We start from the raw sequence: 17,648 nt of genomic DNA, 5'->3' as shown, positions 1-17,648 counted from the left end.
CCCTAGACTCCCCTCACGGGGGACAACACGGGGGACAACCAATGGGGCTTGGGGTGCCTGAACTCGTACTCGAATTGAACGGCCGGACCTGGACGCTCGACGCCTCCCGGTCCTACAGCCTCGGGCGTGACCCGCAGGCCGATCTCGTCTGCGACGACCCTCGGGTCTCGTGGCGGCACGCCATCATCCGCCGTGGCGACCGCGGTTGGATGATCGAGGACCAGGGGAGCACGAACGGCACCTTCGTCCACGGGCAGCGGGTCCAGCAGACCGAGGTGGGCCCCGGCTCGACGGTCACCCTCGGCAATGCCGCCAACGGCCCGCGGCTGAGCTTCACCGGCGGCACGCCGGTCGCGGCGTCCGGCGGCGACGTGCACAGCGCCGGGACCGCCTACGCGCAGCCGCCGCAGCAGAGCTACCCGCAGTATCACCAGGCACAGGCACAGGCGCAGGCGCAGGTCGTGGCCCCGGTACCGCAAGCGGTGCCGCCGCAGCAGGGCGGCGGCTGGCCCGGGCAGCCGCCGGCGCCGCAGGGCATACCGCAGCAGCAGCCGGTGAGCCCCGGGCCCGGGAACGGCGACCGCAGCCCGACGACCTTCCACCAGATCGCGCTGGGCCGGGTCATGCGCATCGGCCGCGCGCTGGAGAACGACCTGGTCGTCTTCGACCTCCAGGTCTCGCGCTACCACGCGGAATTCCGCGCGCACCCCGACGGCCGCCACGAGATCGTCAATCTCAGCAGCCACAACGGCACCTATGTCAACGGCCAGCCGATCCAGCGGCACCTGCTCGGCCCGAACGACATCGTCGGCGTCGGGCACTCCACCTTCCGGCTGGTCGGCGACCGGCTCGAGGAATTCGTGGACACCGGAGCGGTGTCCTTCTCGGCCCGGCGCCTGTCGGTGACCGTGCCGCACGGCAAGACCACCAAGACGATCCTCAGGGACGTCTCCTTCGGGGTCCCGGAGAAGTCGCTGATCGGCGTCATCGGCCCGTCGGGCTCCGGCAAGTCGACGCTGCTGCGCGCCCTGACCGGCTACCGGCCCGCCGACCAGGGCGAGGTGCTGTACGACAACCGGAACCTGTACAAGCAGTTCGCCGAACTGCGGCAGCGCATCGGGCTGGTCCCGCAGGACGACATCCTGCACAAGGAGCTCCAGGTCAAGACCGCCCTGCGGTACGCGGCCAAGCTCCGCTTCCCCGGCGACACCGCGTCGGCCGAGCGCGAGGCCAGGATCGACGAGGTGCTGCGCGAGCTGAAGCTCGACATCCACGCCGACAAGCGCATCACCTCGCTGTCGGGCGGCCAGCGCAAGCGCGTCTCGGTGGCCCTGGAACTGCTCACCAAGCCGTCGCTGATCTTCCTGGACGAGCCCACCTCGGGCCTCGACCCGGGCATGGACCGCGACGTGATGAAGCTGCTGCGCGGCCTGGCCGACGACGGCCGCACCGTGCTGGTGGTCACCCACTCGGTGGCCGAACTGGCACTGTGCGACAAGCTGCTGGTGATGGCGCCCGGCGGCGCCGTCGCCTATTTCGGGCCGCCGGACGAGGCGCTGAACTTCTTCGGCTACGACAACTGGGCCGACGTCTTCTCGGCGTTCGAGACCTACCGCGACTACGACTGGATGGGCCGCTGGCGCGGCTCGCAGCACTACCAGACCTATGCCGCCGACCTGGACGCCGTCGCACCGCAGACCGCGCCCTCCATACCCCACCAGGTGGCCAGGCCGCCCAAGCCGCAGGCCTGGGGCCCGCAACTGTGGACGCTGGTACGCCGCTACACCTCGGTGATCGCCTCCGACCGCGGCTTCATCGGCCTGATGCTCATCCTGCCCACCGTGCTCGGCATCGTCAGCCTGCTGATCCCGGCGAGCAGCGGCCTGGGCTACGGGCCCGCCCGCTCGCACGGCCAGAACCGGGACGCGGGCACCATCTTGATGATCATCGCGGTCGGCGCGTGCTTCGCGGGCGCCGCCAACTCCGTGCGTGAGCTGATCAAGGAGAGGGTCATCTACGAGCGCGAGCGGGCCGTCGGCCTGTCGCGCTCGGCGTACCTGATGTCCAAGGTCATCGTGCTCGGCGTGATCACCGCCCTGCAGGGCGCCATCATCTGCGGTATCGGCTTCGCGCCGCGCAGCAGGATGCCCGCCGAGGGCGTCGTCCTGCACAGCCAGCCGGCCGTGGAGATGACCCTGGTCATCATGGCCTTCGGCTTCACCTCGATGATGGTCGGCCTGATCATCTCCGCGCTGGTGAAGACCGCGGAGAAGACCATGCCGCTGCTGGTGATGTTCTCGATCGTGCAGATCGTCTTCACCGGTGTGCTGTTCCAGATCTACGGCAAGCCCGGTATGGAGCAGGTGGCCTGGCTGATGCCGGCCCGCTGGGCGGTGGCCGGGACCGGTGCGACCGCCGACCTCAACACGCTGCTGCCGTGGGACACCAAGCCGCCGATCGCCGTGGACGCGCTGTGGAAGCACAACGCGGGCATCTGGACGCTCGACGTCCTGGTGCTGCTGCTCATGGCCGCGCTGTGCGGAGTCGCCGTCGCCCGGCTGCTGCGCCGGCACGAACCCGAGGTCATGCGGAAGTAGCCCGGGAATTGCGACATGGAGAAGGGGCGGTGGGACTCATGGTCCCGCCGCCCCTTCTCCATGGGGGTCGATCATTCAGCGGATCAGCCGATCAGCGGATCAGTACGCCGAGTTGACGTTGTCCATTCCGCCGTAGACGTGCCAGGCGTAGTTGCAGGCGGCGGCGATGTTCGCGACCGGGTTGTAGACGTTCCACGACGTGCCGGACACGTGGTAGGCGTTGAAGGTCGGGTCGATCGTCTGCAGCAGGCCCTTGGAGGGAATGCCGTTCTGGGCATTGATGTCCCACAGGTTGATCGCGTTCGGGTTACCGCTCGACTCGCGCATGATGTTGCGGTAAATGCCGTTGTAGGTCGGCACCGGGATGTTGTGCGCGGCCAGCACGGCGCGCGCCTCGCGGATCCAGCCGTCCAGGTTGTCCGGGTAGACGACCGCGGCGACGGGCACGGCGGTGACGGCCTTCTTCGGCGCGAGCTTCGGAACCACGACCTTGAGCGTGGTGCGGTGGGTGGACCGGGTCGCGGCCTGCTCGGCCTTGGCGCGCGCGGCGGCCCGGGCGGCGGCCCGCTTCTTGGCGGCGGCCTGCTCGGCCTTCTTCTTGGCGGCGGCGGTGTCCGCGGCCTTCTTCTTCGCCGCCGCGTCGGCGGCGGCCTTCTGCCGGGCGGCGGTGTCGGCCGAGGCCTTCTGCTGCGCCGCGGTGTCGGCGGCGGCCTTCTTCTTCGCGGCCGCGTCCTCCTGGATCGCCTTCTGCGAGGCGAGCCCCGCCTGGGCGTCAAGGCTCTTGACCTGCTGGCCGGATTCCACCGAGAAACCCGTCGGTTCGCCCTTGGCCTCAGCCGACCCACCGGTCGCCTGGAGACCGGTGACGGCCAGGACAACAGCTGCCGCGGCGGCGGCACCGGCCGCCGTGATCTTGTGCTTCTTGGACAGTCGGCCGATCTTCGGGATCGTGGGGAGCTGCATGGAATGACCTCTTCCGGTTGCGGACCTGAGAATTCTTAGGGCCTCGCAAAACGGGGGTCAATGAAGCCGGCTACGAAACTCATTCGTAGCCGGGCCGGGAACGGCGTGTCACTTCCGGGCAATAGCTCCGGCTTTACCGGGGGTGGTATTCCACTACGCTGCTTAGTATGTGACGCAGGTCCTATAGGTCACCTCACACCGCCGCACCCCCACCGTCGCTTGCGGTGACGGCGGGGGTGCTTTATGTGACGCTTATTGGGGCGCCTTTTACGGCAGCAGGAGATTCACGTCGCCGAACTCGTGCCACAGGTAGCGGTGCTGGAGCGCTTCGGCGTAGACCCGCTCCAGCAGGCCGTCGCCGGACACCGCCCGGAGCATCAGCAGATGCGAGGCCTCCGGCTCGTGCAGGCCGGTCAGCAGGCCGTCCACGGCGCGTACCCCGCGCTCCGGGGTGATCACCAGCTCCGTCCAGCCCCGCGCCGGGCGCACCACCCCGCGCGGGTCCGCCGCCGACTCCAGCGCCCTCACCGCCGTGGTGCCCACCGCGATCACCCGGCCGCCGGCGGCCCTGGCCGCGTTGACCTGCCACGCGGTCGCCGCCGGCACCGTGTAGGGCTCGGCGTACGGCGGCTCGTACGCCTCGGCCGAGGCGACCCCGGTGTGCAGCACGATGGGCGCGATCTGCACTCCGCGGCTGACCAGCTCGGTGACCAGCGGCGCGGTGAAGGGCCGGCCCGCGCTCGGCATCTCCGCCGAGCCCGCGCCGTCCGGCGACGCCGTCGCGAAGACCGTCTGGTGGGCCGCGAGCGGCTGGTCGCGCTCGGTGTAGGCGTAGCGGATCGGCCGCCCGTGCCGGTGCAGGTGCCGCAGCGGGTCCGCCATCGACGGCGACGCCACCCACAGCCGGTCGCCGCACGGGTCCAGCGGTTCGTCGAGCGCCAGCCGCTCCCCGCCGGCCAGCCGCACCACCGCCCCCGCGGGACCGCCCGGCCGCCGGACGGTGGAGCCCCGCCCGTCGGGGTCGCGGATTTCGACCACCCAGCGCCCGTCGTCCCGACGGGTCGAGAAGTGCACCACGACCGGGTCGCCGCCGAGGCTGCCGTCCACCGCCGCGGGCAGCGTCCTGGAGGTGTTCACGACCAGCACGTCGCCGGCCCGCAGCAGCCCCGGCAGCTCGCGGAAGGCGTGGTGCGCGACCTCGCCGGCGCCCTGCCGGCCGACCAGCAGCCGCACCCCGTCCCGCCGGGCCGGCGGGGCGGCCGCCAGCGACTCCGGCGGCACCCGGAAATCACACAGAATGTCCGCTGTGCGGCTTGTGTCCGTCATGACTCGTGTTCCCCTTATATAGGGGTCTGCGTTTCGGGCCACCGCGCTCACTTCCCGCTCCGCAGGGCCGACGCCGTGTAGCGGCCGCTCGCAGCGCCCTCGTCCAGCAGCCGCAGCAGCGCCGGCGCCACCTCCTCGGGCAGCGGGCGCTCCGCGAAGTCCGGGTCGTCGGGCACGGCCGCCGCGTACAGCGCCGTCCGCAGGTCGCCCGGGTCCACCCACCACACCCGCAGCCCCGGCTCCTCCACCGCGAGCACCGCCGACAGATGGTCGAGCGCGGCCTTGCTCGCCCCGTAACCGCCCCAGTCCGGATACGCTTCCACCGCCGCGTCCGAGCTGACGTTCAGCACCCGCCCGCCCGCGGCCCGCAGCGCGGGGAGCGCCGCCTGCACCAGCGCCAGCGGCGCCGTCACATTGACCTCCAGCGCCTCCCGCAGCCCCGCCGGCGGCAGCTCCGCCAGCGGTACGAGCGGCTCGGCGCCCAGCGCGCTGGCATTGTTCACCAGCAGGTCCACCCCGCCCAGCTGCTCGGCCGCCGCCACCAGCGCCGTCCGGTGCGCCGGGTCCGTGACGTCGCCCGGCACCGCCCGCACCACGGCCGTACCGCCGCCGGCGGACTCCGCCGCCGTACGCTCCAGGCCGGCCGCCGCCGCCCGCAGCGCCTCGGCGTCCCGCCCGTCGAGCACCAGCTGCCAGCCGCGCCCCGCCAGCTCCGCGGCGAGCGCCCGGCCCAGCCCTCTCGACGCCCCTGTGATGATCGCTACCGGCATGATCCCGCCCTCGTGGTGACCGACGCCCGGGCGCCTGAGGCGCCCCGGCCCGGCCGGGCCGACTGCCCGGCCGTCTCATGGGCCCCACCGTAGGAACGCCGGCGAGCCGGGCGCCTCGGCCGGCCGCCCTACACCGCGCGGTCACAAGGGCGTAGGTCGCGATACCCAGCGGCGCTCCGACCAGCGGCGCATACGGACGGTGACCCGGCGCCGGTACGGTGGAGACATGCCAAGCAGGCCCCCCAGAGGCGGAATCGAAGCGGTCAGCGCCGCGGTCCTGGCGATGAACCGCCGGCTGGAGGTGCGCGAGGTCCTGCAGACCATCGTCGCCTCCGCCCGCGAGCTGCTGGCCGCCGAATACGCGGCGCTCGGCGTGCCCGACGACCACGGCGGCTTCGCCCAGTTCGTGGTGGACGGCGTCAGCGACGAGGAGTGGAAGGCCATCGGCCCGCTGCCCCGGCAGCACGGCATCCTCGCCGCGATGCTGCACGAGGCCACCCCGCAGCGCCTCGACGACGTCCGCGACTTCGCGAGCTTCGCCGGCTGGCCGCGCCGCCACCCGGTGATGAAGGCCTTCATCGGCATGCCGGTGATGGACGGCGACGACATCCTCGGCGCCCTCTTCCTGGCCAACAAGCAGTGCCCCACCCGCCCCGAGGCCGGCTCCCACGGCTTCACCCAGGACGACGAGGACCTGCTGCGCATCCTCGCCGACCACGCCGCGATCGCGCTGACCAACGCCCGGCTCTACGAGCGCAGCCGCGAGCTGACGCTGGCGGGGGAGCGGGCCAGGATCGCCCACGAGCTGCACGACGCGGTCTCGCAGAAGCTCTTCTCGCTGCGGCTGACCGCCCAGGCCGCCGCCGCCCTGATCGACACCGACCCGGCCCGCGCCAAGGGCCAGCTGCGCGAGGTCGCCGGCCTCGCCGCCGAGGCCGCGGACGAGCTGCGGGCCGTCGTGGTCGAGCTGCGCCCCGCCGCCCTGGACGACGACGGCCTGGTCGCGACCCTGCGCACCCAGGCCGCGGTCCTCAACCGGGTCCACTCCGCCGGCGTCACCTTCCGTGCCCGCGAGGTGCGCGCACTGCCCGCCGCCCAGGAGGAGGCGGTCCTGCGGGTCGCCCAGGAGGCGGTGCACAACGCGCTGCGGCACGCCCACGCCGGCGCGGTCACCGTCACCCTCGACGGCCACGGCAAGGGTGCGACGCTGCGGGTCACGGACGACGGCAGGGGCTTCGACCCCGGTTCCGTCCGGCGCGCGGGACGCCACCTCGGCCTGGTCTCCATGCGGGACCGGGCCGGCGGCGTCGGCGGCCGACTCACCGTCCAATCGGCGCCCGGCAAGGGCACCGTCATCGAGCTGGAGGTGCCGGGTGGCTGACAAGGTGATCCGGGTGCTGCTGGTGGACGACCACCAGGTCGTACGCCGCGGGCTGCGCACCTTCCTGGAGGTGCAGGGCGACATCGAGGTGGTCGGCGAGGCGGCCGACGGCCAGGAGGGCGCCGAGCGCGCCGCGGAGCTGAAGCCCGACGTGATCCTGATGGACGTCAAGATGCCCGGCACCGACGGCATCGAGGCGCTGCGGCTGCTGCGCGACGCGCAGAGCGCCGCCCGGGTGCTGATCGTCACCAGCTTCACCGAGCAGCGCACCGTCGTCCCCGCGCTGCGGGCCGGCGCCGCCGGATACGTCTACAAGGACATCGACCCGGTCGCGCTCGCCGACGCGATCCGCTCCGTGCACGCCGGGCACGTCCTGCTGCAGCCCGAGGTGGCCGGCGCGCTGCTCTCCCAGGACCAGGCGGGCGGCTCGGGGCAGGGCCGCGGCAACGCCCTGACCGAGCGGGAGCGCGAGGTGCTCACCCTGATCGCCGACGGCCGCTCCAACCGGGAGATCGCCCGCGCGCTGGTGCTGTCGGAGAAGACCGTGAAGACCCATGTGTCGAACATCCTGATGAAGCTGGACCTCGCCGACCGGACCCAGGCCGCGCTGTGGGCGGTGCGCAACGGCGTCGGCGGCTGACCGGCCCACCCGCCCGGTACACCCCGGGCTCACACCGGGCTGAGATTCATACTGTCGGGTGGATGTCGCCCGAACGGCGCACCCCGCGGCGCGATGATCCGTTGCGCATGGCGTGCCGCGGCGGAAGGCGTCGCGGCACTCCTGCAAGGAGGAAGTTCGACGTGAAGAACCTCAAGAAGGCCGCGACCCTCACCCTCGTGGCGGGCGGCCTGGCCGTCGCCGGCACCGGTGTCGCCGCCGCCGACAGCGGCGCGCACGGCATGGCCGTGAAGTCCCCCGGCGTGGGCTCCGGCAACCTGGTGCAGGTCCCGGTGCACGTGCCGGTCAACGTGAGCGGCAACTCCGTCAACGTGATCGGACTGCTCAACCCGGTGTTCGGCAACGTCGCCGCCAACGGCTGACCACCGCCGCCCGCCGCCCGCGCGCCCTGGGCCCCGCCGCCGAACCCCCTTCCGTACGGCGGCGGGCCCAGGGCCTGTCGTGTGGATCTCCGCGGCGTCGCGGCGCCCGGCACGCACATCTGCCGCGTTGTCGTCAGTCGACGACTCCCCCTGGCCTGGCGGCCGGGAGGTGCCCCCACCGCGTCGCCTCCTTCCTCCGCCTTGCAGCTGCACGCACCGAGCACCGCTCCTTCCTCCACGGAGATCCGAACGGCAGACCCTAGGGCCTGCGCCGCTCGGCCTCCTCCACATACGCGTTGTAGGCGGCGACCTGCGCCCGCCGCGCGGTCCGCTCCACCGGCCGCAGCAGTTCCGACCTGGCCGCGATCTGCGAGGCGCTGACCGCGGCGCCGTGCCCGTCGCCCGCGATCTCCACCAGCGCCGCGACCCGCTGCGCCAGCTCCAGCACCCGCACTGCCCGCGGCGGATACCCCGGCGCCAGCACCTCCCGGCCTCTGGCCGCCCGCGCGCGGTACGCCTCGAGCGCCGCGTGCGCCGTCGGCCCGCCCGCGCCCGCCACGTCCAGCGTGGCCAGCGCCGCCGTCGCGTCCCGCAGCGCCTCGGCCAGCTCGCGCTCCGCCTCGCCCAGCGACGGCACGTCGGCCGGCGGCGCGTCACGCACCGGCAGGCACCGCCACTCCACCTCCACGTGCACATCGCCCGCGGGACCCGCCTCGCTGACCTCGGGCACCAGGCCGAGCGGCAGCGCGCCGACGGTGAGCACCGCCTCGCCCGCCTCCAGCGCGAGGTCGTTGAAGTCCGGCGGCCCGCTCAGGCCCAGCGGATGCCCGGCGACCGGCAGCGCCAGCCGCAGCCCGGTCACCCCCAGCGCACGCAGCCGGCCCAGGCCCAGGGTCAGTCCGACCGGCCCGTTCTCCCCGGGCAGCGCCGTGATCCGGTGCACCGCGTCCCGGCCCACGATCCGCTGCGCGACGTCATCAGGGGCGGCAAGCCCGGCAAGCAGGGCATTTCCCCATGCGGTCAGCCGCCCTGAACGAGGTTCATCAAGCATGCCCCCAGCCTATGGACTGGACCCGTCGTGCGGTGGCGTAAGTTTTCCCCAGGGCATCCCTCCGGGGACCTGCCACCCCGGGCACCGCCGGACCGACGAGACTGCAATGGGAGACAACGCGCTCATGAGCGATGTGCTGGAGCTGGTGGACGTATCCGTGGTCCGCGACGGACGGGCTCTGGTGGACCACGTCTCGTGGTCGGTCGCAGAAGGCGAGCGCTGGGTCATCCTCGGGCCGAACGGCGCCGGCAAGACCACCCTGCTCAACGTCGCGTCCAGCTACCTCTTCCCCACCACCGGCACCGTCTCCGTCCTCGGCGAGAAGCTCGGCGGCGTCGACGTCTTCGACCTGCGCCCGCGGATCGGCATGGCAGGCGCCGCGATGGCCGAGAAGATGCCGCGCCGGCAGACCGTCCTGGAGACGGTGCTCACCGCCGCGTACGGCATGACCGCCACCTGGCACGAGGGCTACGAGCAGGTCGACGAGGACCGCGCCCGCGCCTTCCTCGACCGGCTCGGCATGAACGACTTCCTCGACCGGAAGTTCGGCACCCTCTCCGAGGGCGAGCGCAAGCGCACCCTGATCGCCCGCGCGATGATGTCCGACCCCGAACTGCTGCTGCTCGACGAACCCGCCGCCGGCCTCGACCTGGGCGGCCGCGAGGACCTCGTACGCCGCCTCGGCCGGCTCGCCCGCGACCCGATCGCGCCCTCCATGATCATGGTCACCCACCACGTCGAGGAGATCGCCCCAGGCTTCACCCACGTCCTGATGATCCGCCAGGGCAAGGTCGTCGCCGCGGGCCCGCTGGACAGCGAGCTGACCTCCCGCAACCTGTCCCTGTGCTTCGGCCTTCCGCTGGTGGTCGAGCGCCGCGGCGACCGCTACACGGCGGCCGGACTGCCGCTGTCCTGACCCCCTGCGGACGGCGCCGCCCGGCGCTTTCCGTCTTTACATCCCTGCCCACTGCCGCAACTGCCGCGTACAGCCCTACGATTGGGCCTGTGGACGCATGGGTGTGGTGGCTGATAGCCGCAGTGGGTCTTGGCATCCCGCTGGTGATCACGGCAATGCCAGAGTTCGGCATGTTCGCCGTCGGCGCGCTGGCGGGCGCCGCCGTGTCGGGTCTCGGCGGCGGGGTGGTCGCCCAGGTCATCGCCTTCGTGGCGGTGTCCGTCGCGCTGCTGGTCTTCGTACGCCCGCTCGCCTACCGCAACCGGCAGCACGCGGGACAGCGCAGCGGCGTCGACGCCCTCAAGGGCAGGCAGGCCGTCGTCCTGGAGCGGGTCGACAGCGGGGCCGACGGCCGGATCAAACTCGCCGGCGAGGTCTGGTCCGCGCGCTCGCTGGAGGAGGGCCGGGTCTTCGACCCCGGCCAGCAGGTGGACGTCGTGGAGATCGACGGAGCGACCGCCGTCGTGATGTGACGGCAGAACGCCCCCTTCCGGGCCGGGAATTCGCCGAACCCCGCCCCCGGCAGGCGGCCGCTCTGCCAAGATCGATCATGTCGGAGTACACCGTATTTCCGCAGGCAAACCGGCGCGGGGAGTGGACATGCAGCCCATCATCATCGTCCTGATCATCCTGGTGGTGCTCGTCTTCATCGCGCTGATCAAGACGGTCCAGGTCATTCCGCAGGCCAGCGCCGCCATCGTCGAGCGCTTCGGCCGCTACACACGGACCCTCAGCGCCGGCCTGAACATCGTGGTGCCGTTCATCGACACCATCCGCAACCGCATCGACCTGCGCGAGCAGGTGGTGCCCTTCCCGCCGCAGCCGGTGATCACCCAGGACAACCTGGTGGTCAACATCGACACCGTCATCTATTACCAGGTGACCGACGCGCGGGCCGCGACCTACGAGGTCGCCAGCTACATCCAGGCCATCGAGCAGCTCACCGTCACCACGCTGCGCAACATCATCGGCGGCATGGACCTCGAACGCACCCTGACCTCCCGCGAGGAGATCAACGCGGCCCTGCGCGGCGTCCTGGACGAGGCCACCGGCAAGTGGGGCATCCGCGTCAACCGCGTCGAACTGAAGGCCATCGAACCGCCCACCTCCATCCAGGACTCGATGGAGAAGCAGATGCGCGCCGACCGCGACAAGCGCGCCGCGATCCTCACCGCCGAGGGCATCAGGCAGTCCCAGATCCTCACCGCCGAGGGCGAGAAGCAGTCCTCCATCCTGCGCGCGGAAGGCGACGCGAAGGCCGCCGCGCTGCGCGCCGAGGGCGAGGCGCAGGCGATCCGCACGGTCTTCGAGTCCATCCACGCCGGCGACCCCGACCAGAAGCTGCTCGCGTACCAGTACCTGCAGATGCTGCCGAAGATCGCCGCGGGCGACGCCAACAAGCTCTGGATCATCCCCAGCGAGCTGAACGACGCCCTCAAGGGCCTCGGCGGCATAGTCAACCTGCCGGGCAGTCCGGGCAACGGCAACGGAGGCGGCTCCGGCGCCACCGCACCCGCCCCCCGCCGCGAGTCCGCGCCCTTCGACAAGGACTGAGCGAACGGGGCCGGCCCGCGGCTGAGACCCCCCGGGGCGCCGGTGCCCCGCTGTGACATGATCACAGGGTTATGTCCCCAGCAGAAGCACTGGCGGTCCTGGCCGCGGGAGTCGGCGCAGGCACCATCAACACGATCGTCGGCTCGGGCACCCTGCTGACCTTCCCGGTCCTGCTCGCCGTCGGCCTGCCACCGGTCACCGCCAACGTCTCCAACGCCCTCGGCCTGGTCCCCGGATCGATCACCGGCGCCATCGGCTACCGGCGCGAACTCACCGGCCAGCGCGACCGGCTGATCCGGCTCGGCGGTGTCGGCCTGCTCGGCGGCGCCACCGGAGCCGTACTCCTGGTCACCCTGCCCTCGCAGGCCTTCCACGCCATCGTGCCCGTGCTGATCGCCGCCGCCCTGGTGCTGGTCGTCCTGCAACCCCGGCTCTCCCGCGCCGTCCAGGCCCGCCGCGAACGCCTCGGCACCGCCGCTCCCACCCACGGCGGACCGCTGCTTATCGGCGGGATCTTCCTGGCCAGCGTCTACGGCGGCTACTTCGGCGCCGCCCAGGGCGTGCTCTACCTGTCCCTGATGGGCCTGCTGCTCGACGAGACCCTGCAACGCGTCAACGGCCTGAAGAACGTGCTGGCGGCCATGGTCAACGGCATCGCCGCGGTCTTCTTCATCGTCGTCGCCCACATGGACTGGGCCGCCGTCGCCCTCATCGCGGTCGGCGCCACCATCGGCGGGCTCATCGGCGCCCGCGTCGGCCGCCGCCTGCCACCCGCCGCGCTGCGCGCCCTGATCGTCGTCGTCGGCATCGCCGCCATCGTGCAGCTCATCGTCAGATGAGCCACGGCCGGACCCCGTCGCCGGGTCCGGCCGCGTCACGTCGTCACCCGCGGCCCGCGCCTCAGGCCGGCCGCGCCAGCCACTCCGGCAGCCCGGCCCGCTCCCGTACACCCAGCGCCAGCAGCAGCGCGTCCGCCGGCGTCGGCTCGAACGGCCTGACCAGCAGCCGCATACCCGCCTGCTCCGGCGTACGGTCCGCCTTGCGCTGGTTGTCCTCCGCGCACGCGGCCACCGTGTTCAGCCAGGTGTCACCCCCGCCGCGGGACCGCGGCTGCACGTGGTCCACCGTCGTGGCCCGGCGCCCGCAGTACGCGCACCGGTGCCGGTCACGTACCAGCACGCCCCGCCGCGACCACGGGGCCCGTTGTCGGAACGGCACCCGTACGTACCGGCACAGCCTGATCACCTGCGGAAGCGGCACGTCCACCTCGGCCGCACGGATGCGCAGCCCGGGATGCGCCTGCTCCACGACGGCCTTGTCCTGCATCACCAGGACCACCGCACGCCGCAGCGACACCGTCGACAGCGGCTCGAAGCTCGCATTCAGCACCAGCGTGTCACGCATCCCGCCCACCTCCCGGGCCCGCTCCGCCCCCCTGGCGAAGTGGCTCCACTGTGCCCCCGCGTCCACTCGCGGACAACGCAATTTCCCCCGGGCGGACAGCGGATGACCGGGGGAGGGGGAACCGGGAAAGAGCGGCGGAAAAGCCGGTGCGCGGGAAGAGCGGGAGCGCGGATGTGGCGGGAGGGCTCGCGCCCCGGATGCCGGACGTGATGAACGTCCGGCATCCGGAGCGCGCCGGCCGGCGCGGACCCCCGGTCCCCAGACCGGGATCCGGCAGGCGGCGGGTGGCGCGTGGTACCGCCCAGCGCAACGCCCCGCCGCCCCCGCCAACGCGGTGCCGTCCGGCCCGGCGTCCGCCGCGCCGTCCGGGCGCATGACCGGAGGCGTCCGGCGGGCCGGGCAGGCACCACTGTGCGGCGGGCCGCGCCGGGGCGCAACGCATTAACCACGGCCGCGGCCGGACCGGCGGACGGCCCCGCTCAGCTGTCGGCAGGCACCTCGTACTCGGCGATCAGCTGGGCCCGGCCCAGCGTGTGGAACCGCAGGTTGAAGCCCACGAAGGCCGGCGACGCGTCCGCGTCCGCGTCCAGCTTCTCCTGGTCCACCGCGTAGACCGTGAAGACGTAGCGGTGCGGGCCGTCACCCGGCGGCGGCGCGGCGCCGCCGAAGTCGCGGCTCCCGTAGTCGTTGCGCGCGTGCACCGCACCGGCCGGCAGCCCGGGGAAGTCCCCGGAGCCCGCACCCGCAGGCAACTCCGTCACCGACGCCGGGATGTCGAAGAGCACCCAGTGCCAGAAACCGCTGCCGGTCGGCGCGTCCGGGTCGTAGCACGTCACCGCGAAGCTCTTCGTCCCCGCGGGGAAGCCTTCCCACCGCAGGTGCGGCGACACGTTGCCCGCCGCGTACACCTGGTCGTCCCCCAGCGGGGCCCCCACCGTCACGTCGTCGCTCACCACGGTGAACGCCGGCACCGGCGGATGGAAGTCATGGGGAAGCGGTCGCCGCGCTTGCTCGGACACCTCGACACCTCTCGATCGCGTAACCGGAACTGCGAACCGAGCCTATGTCCTGGCGGCCGCCGTCCCCAGCAGGCTAGAACCAGTTCCGCTTGCCGCCGACCTCGGCCAGCCACCGGTGGAGGTAGTCCGCCCAGTCGGTCTGCTGGTACGACTGCAGGTCCATCTCGAACGAGCGGTACGTGTCCCCGCCGCCGAACAGCCCCGGCTTCTTGTCCATCTCCATCACGACGTCCATTCCCCGGCCGTCGGCGACGAACGTCAGCTCGACCTCCTTCAGCCCCGGATACTGCGACGGCGAGCGGAACTCGATCTCCTGGTAGAACGGCAGCCGCTGCCGCGTCGAGCGCAGGTGCCCCTTCTCCAGGTCCGCCCCGTGGAAGCGGAAGCCGAGCCGCCCGAACGCGTCGAGCAGTGCCTCCTGCGCCGGCAGCGGATGCACGTTCACCGGGTCGAGGTCGCCCTTGTCCACCGCCCGTGCGATCTGCAGCTCCGTGGTCACCCCGACGTTCATCCCGGTCAGGTGCCGCCCCATGAACATCGTCACCGGCGTCTCCCACGGCACCTCCAGTGCGAACGGCACGTTGTGCACCGCGCCCGCCCGCAGCTCGAACTCCCCGCCGATCTGCTGCGTGTGGAACTCGATGTCCTGGTGGTACTCGACGTCGTTGCCCTGCGCGTCCTTCCGCTCCACCTCCACCTTGGCCTGCAACCCCACCGACAGCCCCTGGATGCGCTGCTCGACAGAACCGCCCTGAATCCGCACCTCCCCCTGGACGACACCGCCCGGCGTCACGTCCGACTGGAACAGCTCGGTCTCCACCGACGCCCCACCCGCACCCAGACTCGCCATCAGCTTCTTGAAGCCCATTCCGGACATCCTCCCTCGCCTTGTCTGCACGATCTCGGCGAACTCTACGTACGCAGCGCGCGCCCGGCCGGTTCCACCGCCCTCCGGTACGCTCGGACCCCGTGATCACCGCACCCGAGCGGACCCCGCTGGCCCGCGCCTTCTTCGACCGGCCGGTCCTGGAGATCGCCCCCGACCTGCTCGGCAGGGTCCTGGTCCGCGCCACCGACGACGGCCCGATCGAGCTGCGGCTCACCGAGGTCGAGGCCTACGACGGACCCAACGACCCCGGCTCGCACGCCTACCGGGGCCGCACCGACCGCAACGCGGTGATGTTCGGGCCGCCCGGACACGCCTACGTCTACTTCACCTACGGCATGTGGCACTGCCTGAACCTGGTCTGCGGGCCCGAGGGCACCCCCAGCGGGGTGCTGCTGCGCGGCGGTGAGATCACCGCCGGCGCCGACCTGGCCCGGCTCCACCGCCCCACCTCGCGCAAGGCCGCCGACCTCGCCCAGGGCCCCGCCCGGCTCGCCACCGCCCTGTCCGTCGACCGCACCCTCGACGGCGCCGACGCCTGCTCCGCCGGCGCGGGCCCCTTCCGTATCCTCACTGGCACCCCGCCCGACCCCGCCGCGATCCGCAGCGGACCGCGCACCGGCGTCGGCGGCGAGGGCGCGGCGCACCCCTGGCGCTACTGGATCGACGGCGACCCCACGGTCAGCCCGTACCGCGCGCACGCACCGCGCAGGCGCGGATGACCCCGGCAGCGCGGTGTCGCGCCTGGCGCGGACAAATCGCAGCGCGGCCGGGAGCCGGGACCGCGTAGGCTCGTCACCGCCGTACGCACGCCGTGCGAGCACCCCGGACCAGCCGGACCCTTATACGAGGAGACACGGAACCGTGACGGACATCGTCGACGAGCTGCAGTGGCGCGGGCTGATCGCCGTATCCACTGACGAGGACGCACTGCGCAAGGCGTTCGCGGACGGCCCCGTCACGGTCTATTGCGGCTTCGACCCCACCGCGCCCAGCCTGCACCTCGGCAACCTGGTCCAGATCCTCACCATCCGCCGGCTCCAGCTGGCGGGCCACCGCCCGCTCGGCCTGGTCGGCGGGGCCACCGGCCTGATCGGCGACCCCAAGCCCACCGCGGAGCGCACGCTGAACGACCCCGCCGTCGTCGCCGAGTGGGTGGACCGGGTACGGGCCCAGATCGAGCCCTTCCTCTCCTTCGAGGGCCCGAACGCGGCCCTCATGGTCAACAACCTCGACTGGACCTCGGGCCTGTCCGCCATCGAGTTCCTGCGCGATATCGGCAAGCACTTCCGGGTGAACAAGATGATCGCCAAGGAGGCGGTGTCCCGCCGGCTCAACTCCGACCAGGGCATCAGCTACACGGAGTTCAGCTACCAGATCCTGCAGGGCATGGACTTCCTGGAGCTGTACCGGCGCCACGGCTGTACGGTGCAGACCGGCGGCAGCGACCAGTGGGGCAACCTCACCGCGGGCATCGACCTCATCCACCGGGTCGAGGGCGCCTCGGTGCACGCGCTGGCCACCCCGCTGATCACCAAGGCGGACGGCACCAAGTTCGGCAAGACCGAGGGCGGCGCGATCTGGCTCGACCCGGAGATGACCACGCCGTACGCCTTCTACCAGTTCTGGCTGAATGCCGACGACCGGGACATCTCGACCTTCGTCCGCATCTTCAGCTTCAGGTCGCGCGAGGAGATCGAGGAGCTGGAGCGCTCCACGGCCGAGCGCCCGCAGGCCCGCGCCGCCCAGCGCGCGCTGGCGGAGGAGCTGACGACCCTGGTGCACGGCGCCGACCAGTGCGCGGCCGTGGTCGCCGCGTCGAAGGCACTTTTCGGCCAGGGGGATCTCGCCGAGCTGGACGAGGCCACCCTGGCGGCCGCGCTCAGCGAGCTGCCGCGTGCCGAGGTGACCGAACTGGCGCCGGTCGCCGACCTGCTGGCGCTGGTCGACCTGGTCCCGAGCAAGTCGGCGGCCCGCCGCACCATCAAGGAGGGTGGGGCCTACCTCAACAACGCCAAGGTGACGAGCGAGGACGCGACGCCGTCCGCCGGCGACCTGATCCACGGCCGCTGGCTCGTCCTGCGGCGGGGCAAGCGCAACCTCGGAGCCGTCGAGGTACGGTGACACGGCTGGAAATATGCGTTTGAGCGGCGACCGAGCTTGACTCGGTCGCCGCTCGTGCGTAACGTAGTCCGAGTCGCCAAAACGGCGGGAGGCCTGGTTCACACCGGCTCCCCTCGCTGAGCGGCCACCCACTACCTACGTCTTCCCGATCATCGGGCCGATTTTTGGTGCGCCGAAAATCGATTTCGATGGGGCTGAACAGCCGATTATGAATCGGTGAAGGCATCGGGTACGGTGGGAACACAACGAAGGGAAAGCCCGGAGGGGCCGGTGAAACGGTCTCGAAGGAAGCTTCCGTTCCTTGAGAACTCAACAGCGTGCCAAAAGTCAACGCCAGATATGTTGATACCCCGTCGCGTGCCCTTTGTGGGTGCGTGATGAGGTTCCTTTGAAGAAAAACACACATAGCGAGGACGCTGTGCACCTGGGGATTATTCCTCTTCGGGTGCCGCTCTTGCGTGGTGGACCGGGATATCCCGGATGCATTCACGGAGAGTTTGATCCTGGCTCAGGACGAACGCTGGCGGCGTGCTTAACACATGCAAGTCGAACGGTGAAGCCCTTCGGGGTGGATCAG

17 protein-coding genes and 1 rRNA gene are annotated in these 17,648 nt (G+C 71.8%); 11 read left to right on the top strand and 7 right to left on the bottom strand.

Annotated features, from left to right (window positions below):
- Positions 1-41: 41 nt before the first annotated feature.
- Positions 42-2,597: an FHA domain-containing protein gene (locus BUE44_RS11525; protein ID WP_073496936.1), complete on the top strand. Its 2,556-nt coding sequence runs from the start codon at positions 42-44 to the stop codon at positions 2,595-2,597.
- 99 nt (positions 2,598-2,696) lie between these two features.
- Here BUE44_RS11525 and BUE44_RS11520 read toward each other — a convergent pair whose 3' ends face one another.
- From BUE44_RS11520 to BUE44_RS11510, 3 genes are all read right to left on the bottom strand, one after another.
- A complete protein-coding gene (locus BUE44_RS11520; RefSeq protein ID WP_073496934.1) occupies positions 2,697-3,560 on the bottom strand; it encodes a transglycosylase SLT domain-containing protein in 864 nt (287 codons plus the stop codon).
- Positions 3,561-3,827: 267 nt separating this feature from the next.
- Complete coding sequence (locus BUE44_RS11515) at positions 3,828-4,886, bottom strand: S-adenosylmethionine:tRNA ribosyltransferase-isomerase (protein WP_073496932.1); 1,059 nt, start codon at positions 4,884-4,886, stop codon at positions 3,828-3,830.
- Between the two features lie 47 nt (positions 4,887-4,933).
- The gene (locus tag BUE44_RS11510) at positions 4,934-5,656 is read right to left on the bottom strand and encodes an SDR family NAD(P)-dependent oxidoreductase (protein WP_073496930.1); all 723 of its coding nucleotides are present in this window, start codon (positions 5,654-5,656) and stop codon (positions 4,934-4,936) included.
- A 226-nt stretch (positions 5,657-5,882) separates the two neighbouring features.
- Between BUE44_RS11510 and BUE44_RS11505 the strand changes: the two genes are divergently transcribed.
- The 3 genes from BUE44_RS11505 (at position 5,883) to BUE44_RS11495 (ending at position 8,078) form a co-directional block, all read left to right on the top strand.
- Entirely contained in the window at positions 5,883-7,037 is a 1,155-nt protein-coding gene (locus BUE44_RS11505) for a GAF domain-containing sensor histidine kinase (protein ID WP_073496928.1), read from the top strand.
- The gene (locus tag BUE44_RS11500) at positions 7,030-7,677 is read left to right on the top strand and encodes a response regulator (protein WP_073496926.1); all 648 of its coding nucleotides are present in this window, start codon (positions 7,030-7,032) and stop codon (positions 7,675-7,677) included. The genes BUE44_RS11505 and BUE44_RS11500 overlap by 8 nt, the downstream gene beginning before the upstream one ends.
- A gap of 161 nt (positions 7,678-7,838) precedes the next feature.
- The gene (locus BUE44_RS11495; RefSeq protein WP_073496924.1) at positions 7,839-8,078 is read left to right on the top strand and encodes a chaplin; all 240 of its coding nucleotides are present in this window, start codon (positions 7,839-7,841) and stop codon (positions 8,076-8,078) included.
- Positions 8,079-8,337: 259 nt separating this feature from the next.
- On the opposite strand, the gene BUE44_RS11490 is transcribed toward BUE44_RS11495, so the two are convergent.
- Positions 8,338-9,129 (bottom strand): hypothetical protein, encoded by a 792-nt coding sequence (locus BUE44_RS11490; protein ID WP_073496921.1) that lies wholly within the window; start codon positions 9,127-9,129, stop codon positions 8,338-8,340.
- Between the two features lie 124 nt (positions 9,130-9,253).
- Here BUE44_RS11490 and BUE44_RS11485 point away from each other — a divergent pair, with 124 nt between their 5' ends.
- From BUE44_RS11485 to BUE44_RS11470, 4 genes are all read left to right on the top strand, one after another.
- Positions 9,254-10,045 (top strand): ABC transporter ATP-binding protein, encoded by a 792-nt coding sequence (locus BUE44_RS11485; RefSeq protein ID WP_073497504.1) that lies wholly within the window; start codon positions 9,254-9,256, stop codon positions 10,043-10,045.
- A gap of 80 nt (positions 10,046-10,125) precedes the next feature.
- The gene (locus BUE44_RS11480) at positions 10,126-10,557 is read left to right on the top strand and encodes an NfeD family protein (RefSeq protein WP_107415685.1); all 432 of its coding nucleotides are present in this window, start codon (positions 10,126-10,128) and stop codon (positions 10,555-10,557) included.
- Between the two features lie 127 nt (positions 10,558-10,684).
- Positions 10,685-11,638: an SPFH domain-containing protein gene (locus BUE44_RS11475; protein ID WP_073496918.1), complete on the top strand. Its 954-nt coding sequence runs from the start codon at positions 10,685-10,687 to the stop codon at positions 11,636-11,638.
- Between the two features lie 71 nt (positions 11,639-11,709).
- Positions 11,710-12,477 carry a sulfite exporter TauE/SafE family protein gene (locus BUE44_RS11470; RefSeq protein ID WP_073496916.1) on the top strand — a complete coding sequence of 256 codons (768 nt, stop codon included), beginning with the start codon at positions 11,710-11,712 and terminating at the stop codon, positions 12,475-12,477.
- Positions 12,478-12,538: 61 nt separating this feature from the next.
- Here BUE44_RS11470 and BUE44_RS11465 read toward each other — a convergent pair whose 3' ends face one another.
- The 3 genes from BUE44_RS11465 to BUE44_RS11455 form a co-directional block, all read right to left on the bottom strand.
- On the bottom strand, positions 12,539-13,042 hold the full coding sequence (locus tag BUE44_RS11465) for an HNH endonuclease (protein ID WP_073496913.1): 504 nt from the start codon (positions 13,040-13,042) through the stop codon (positions 12,539-12,541).
- Between the two features lie 479 nt (positions 13,043-13,521).
- Positions 13,522-14,061 (bottom strand): YbhB/YbcL family Raf kinase inhibitor-like protein, encoded by a 540-nt coding sequence (locus tag BUE44_RS11460; protein WP_073496912.1) that lies wholly within the window; start codon positions 14,059-14,061, stop codon positions 13,522-13,524.
- Positions 14,062-14,134: 73 nt separating this feature from the next.
- Positions 14,135-14,929, bottom strand: a complete 795-nt coding sequence (locus BUE44_RS11455) for a sporulation protein (RefSeq protein ID WP_073496910.1) — start codon at positions 14,927-14,929, stop codon at positions 14,135-14,137.
- Between the two features lie 101 nt (positions 14,930-15,030).
- Here BUE44_RS11455 and BUE44_RS11450 point away from each other — a divergent pair, with 101 nt between their 5' ends.
- From BUE44_RS11450 to BUE44_RS11440, 3 genes are all read left to right on the top strand, one after another.
- Positions 15,031-15,669 (top strand): DNA-3-methyladenine glycosylase, encoded by a 639-nt coding sequence (locus tag BUE44_RS11450; protein ID WP_073496908.1) that lies wholly within the window; start codon positions 15,031-15,033, stop codon positions 15,667-15,669.
- A 142-nt stretch (positions 15,670-15,811) separates the two neighbouring features.
- Positions 15,812-17,071, top strand: coding sequence for a tyrosine--tRNA ligase (gene tyrS / locus BUE44_RS11445; RefSeq protein ID WP_073496906.1), 1,260 nt, complete (start codon positions 15,812-15,814; stop codon positions 17,069-17,071).
- A 485-nt stretch (positions 17,072-17,556) separates the two neighbouring features.
- Positions 17,557-17,648: ribosomal RNA gene (locus BUE44_RS11440) — 16S ribosomal RNA — on the top strand; the annotation flags it as partial.

The organism is Actinacidiphila paucisporea, assembly GCF_900142575.1.
Lineage (GTDB): Bacteria > Actinomycetota > Actinomycetes > Streptomycetales > Streptomycetaceae > Actinacidiphila > Actinacidiphila paucisporea.
Note: the sequence above shows the minus strand (reverse complement) of the source record. Positions and strands in the feature narration are given on the sequence as shown.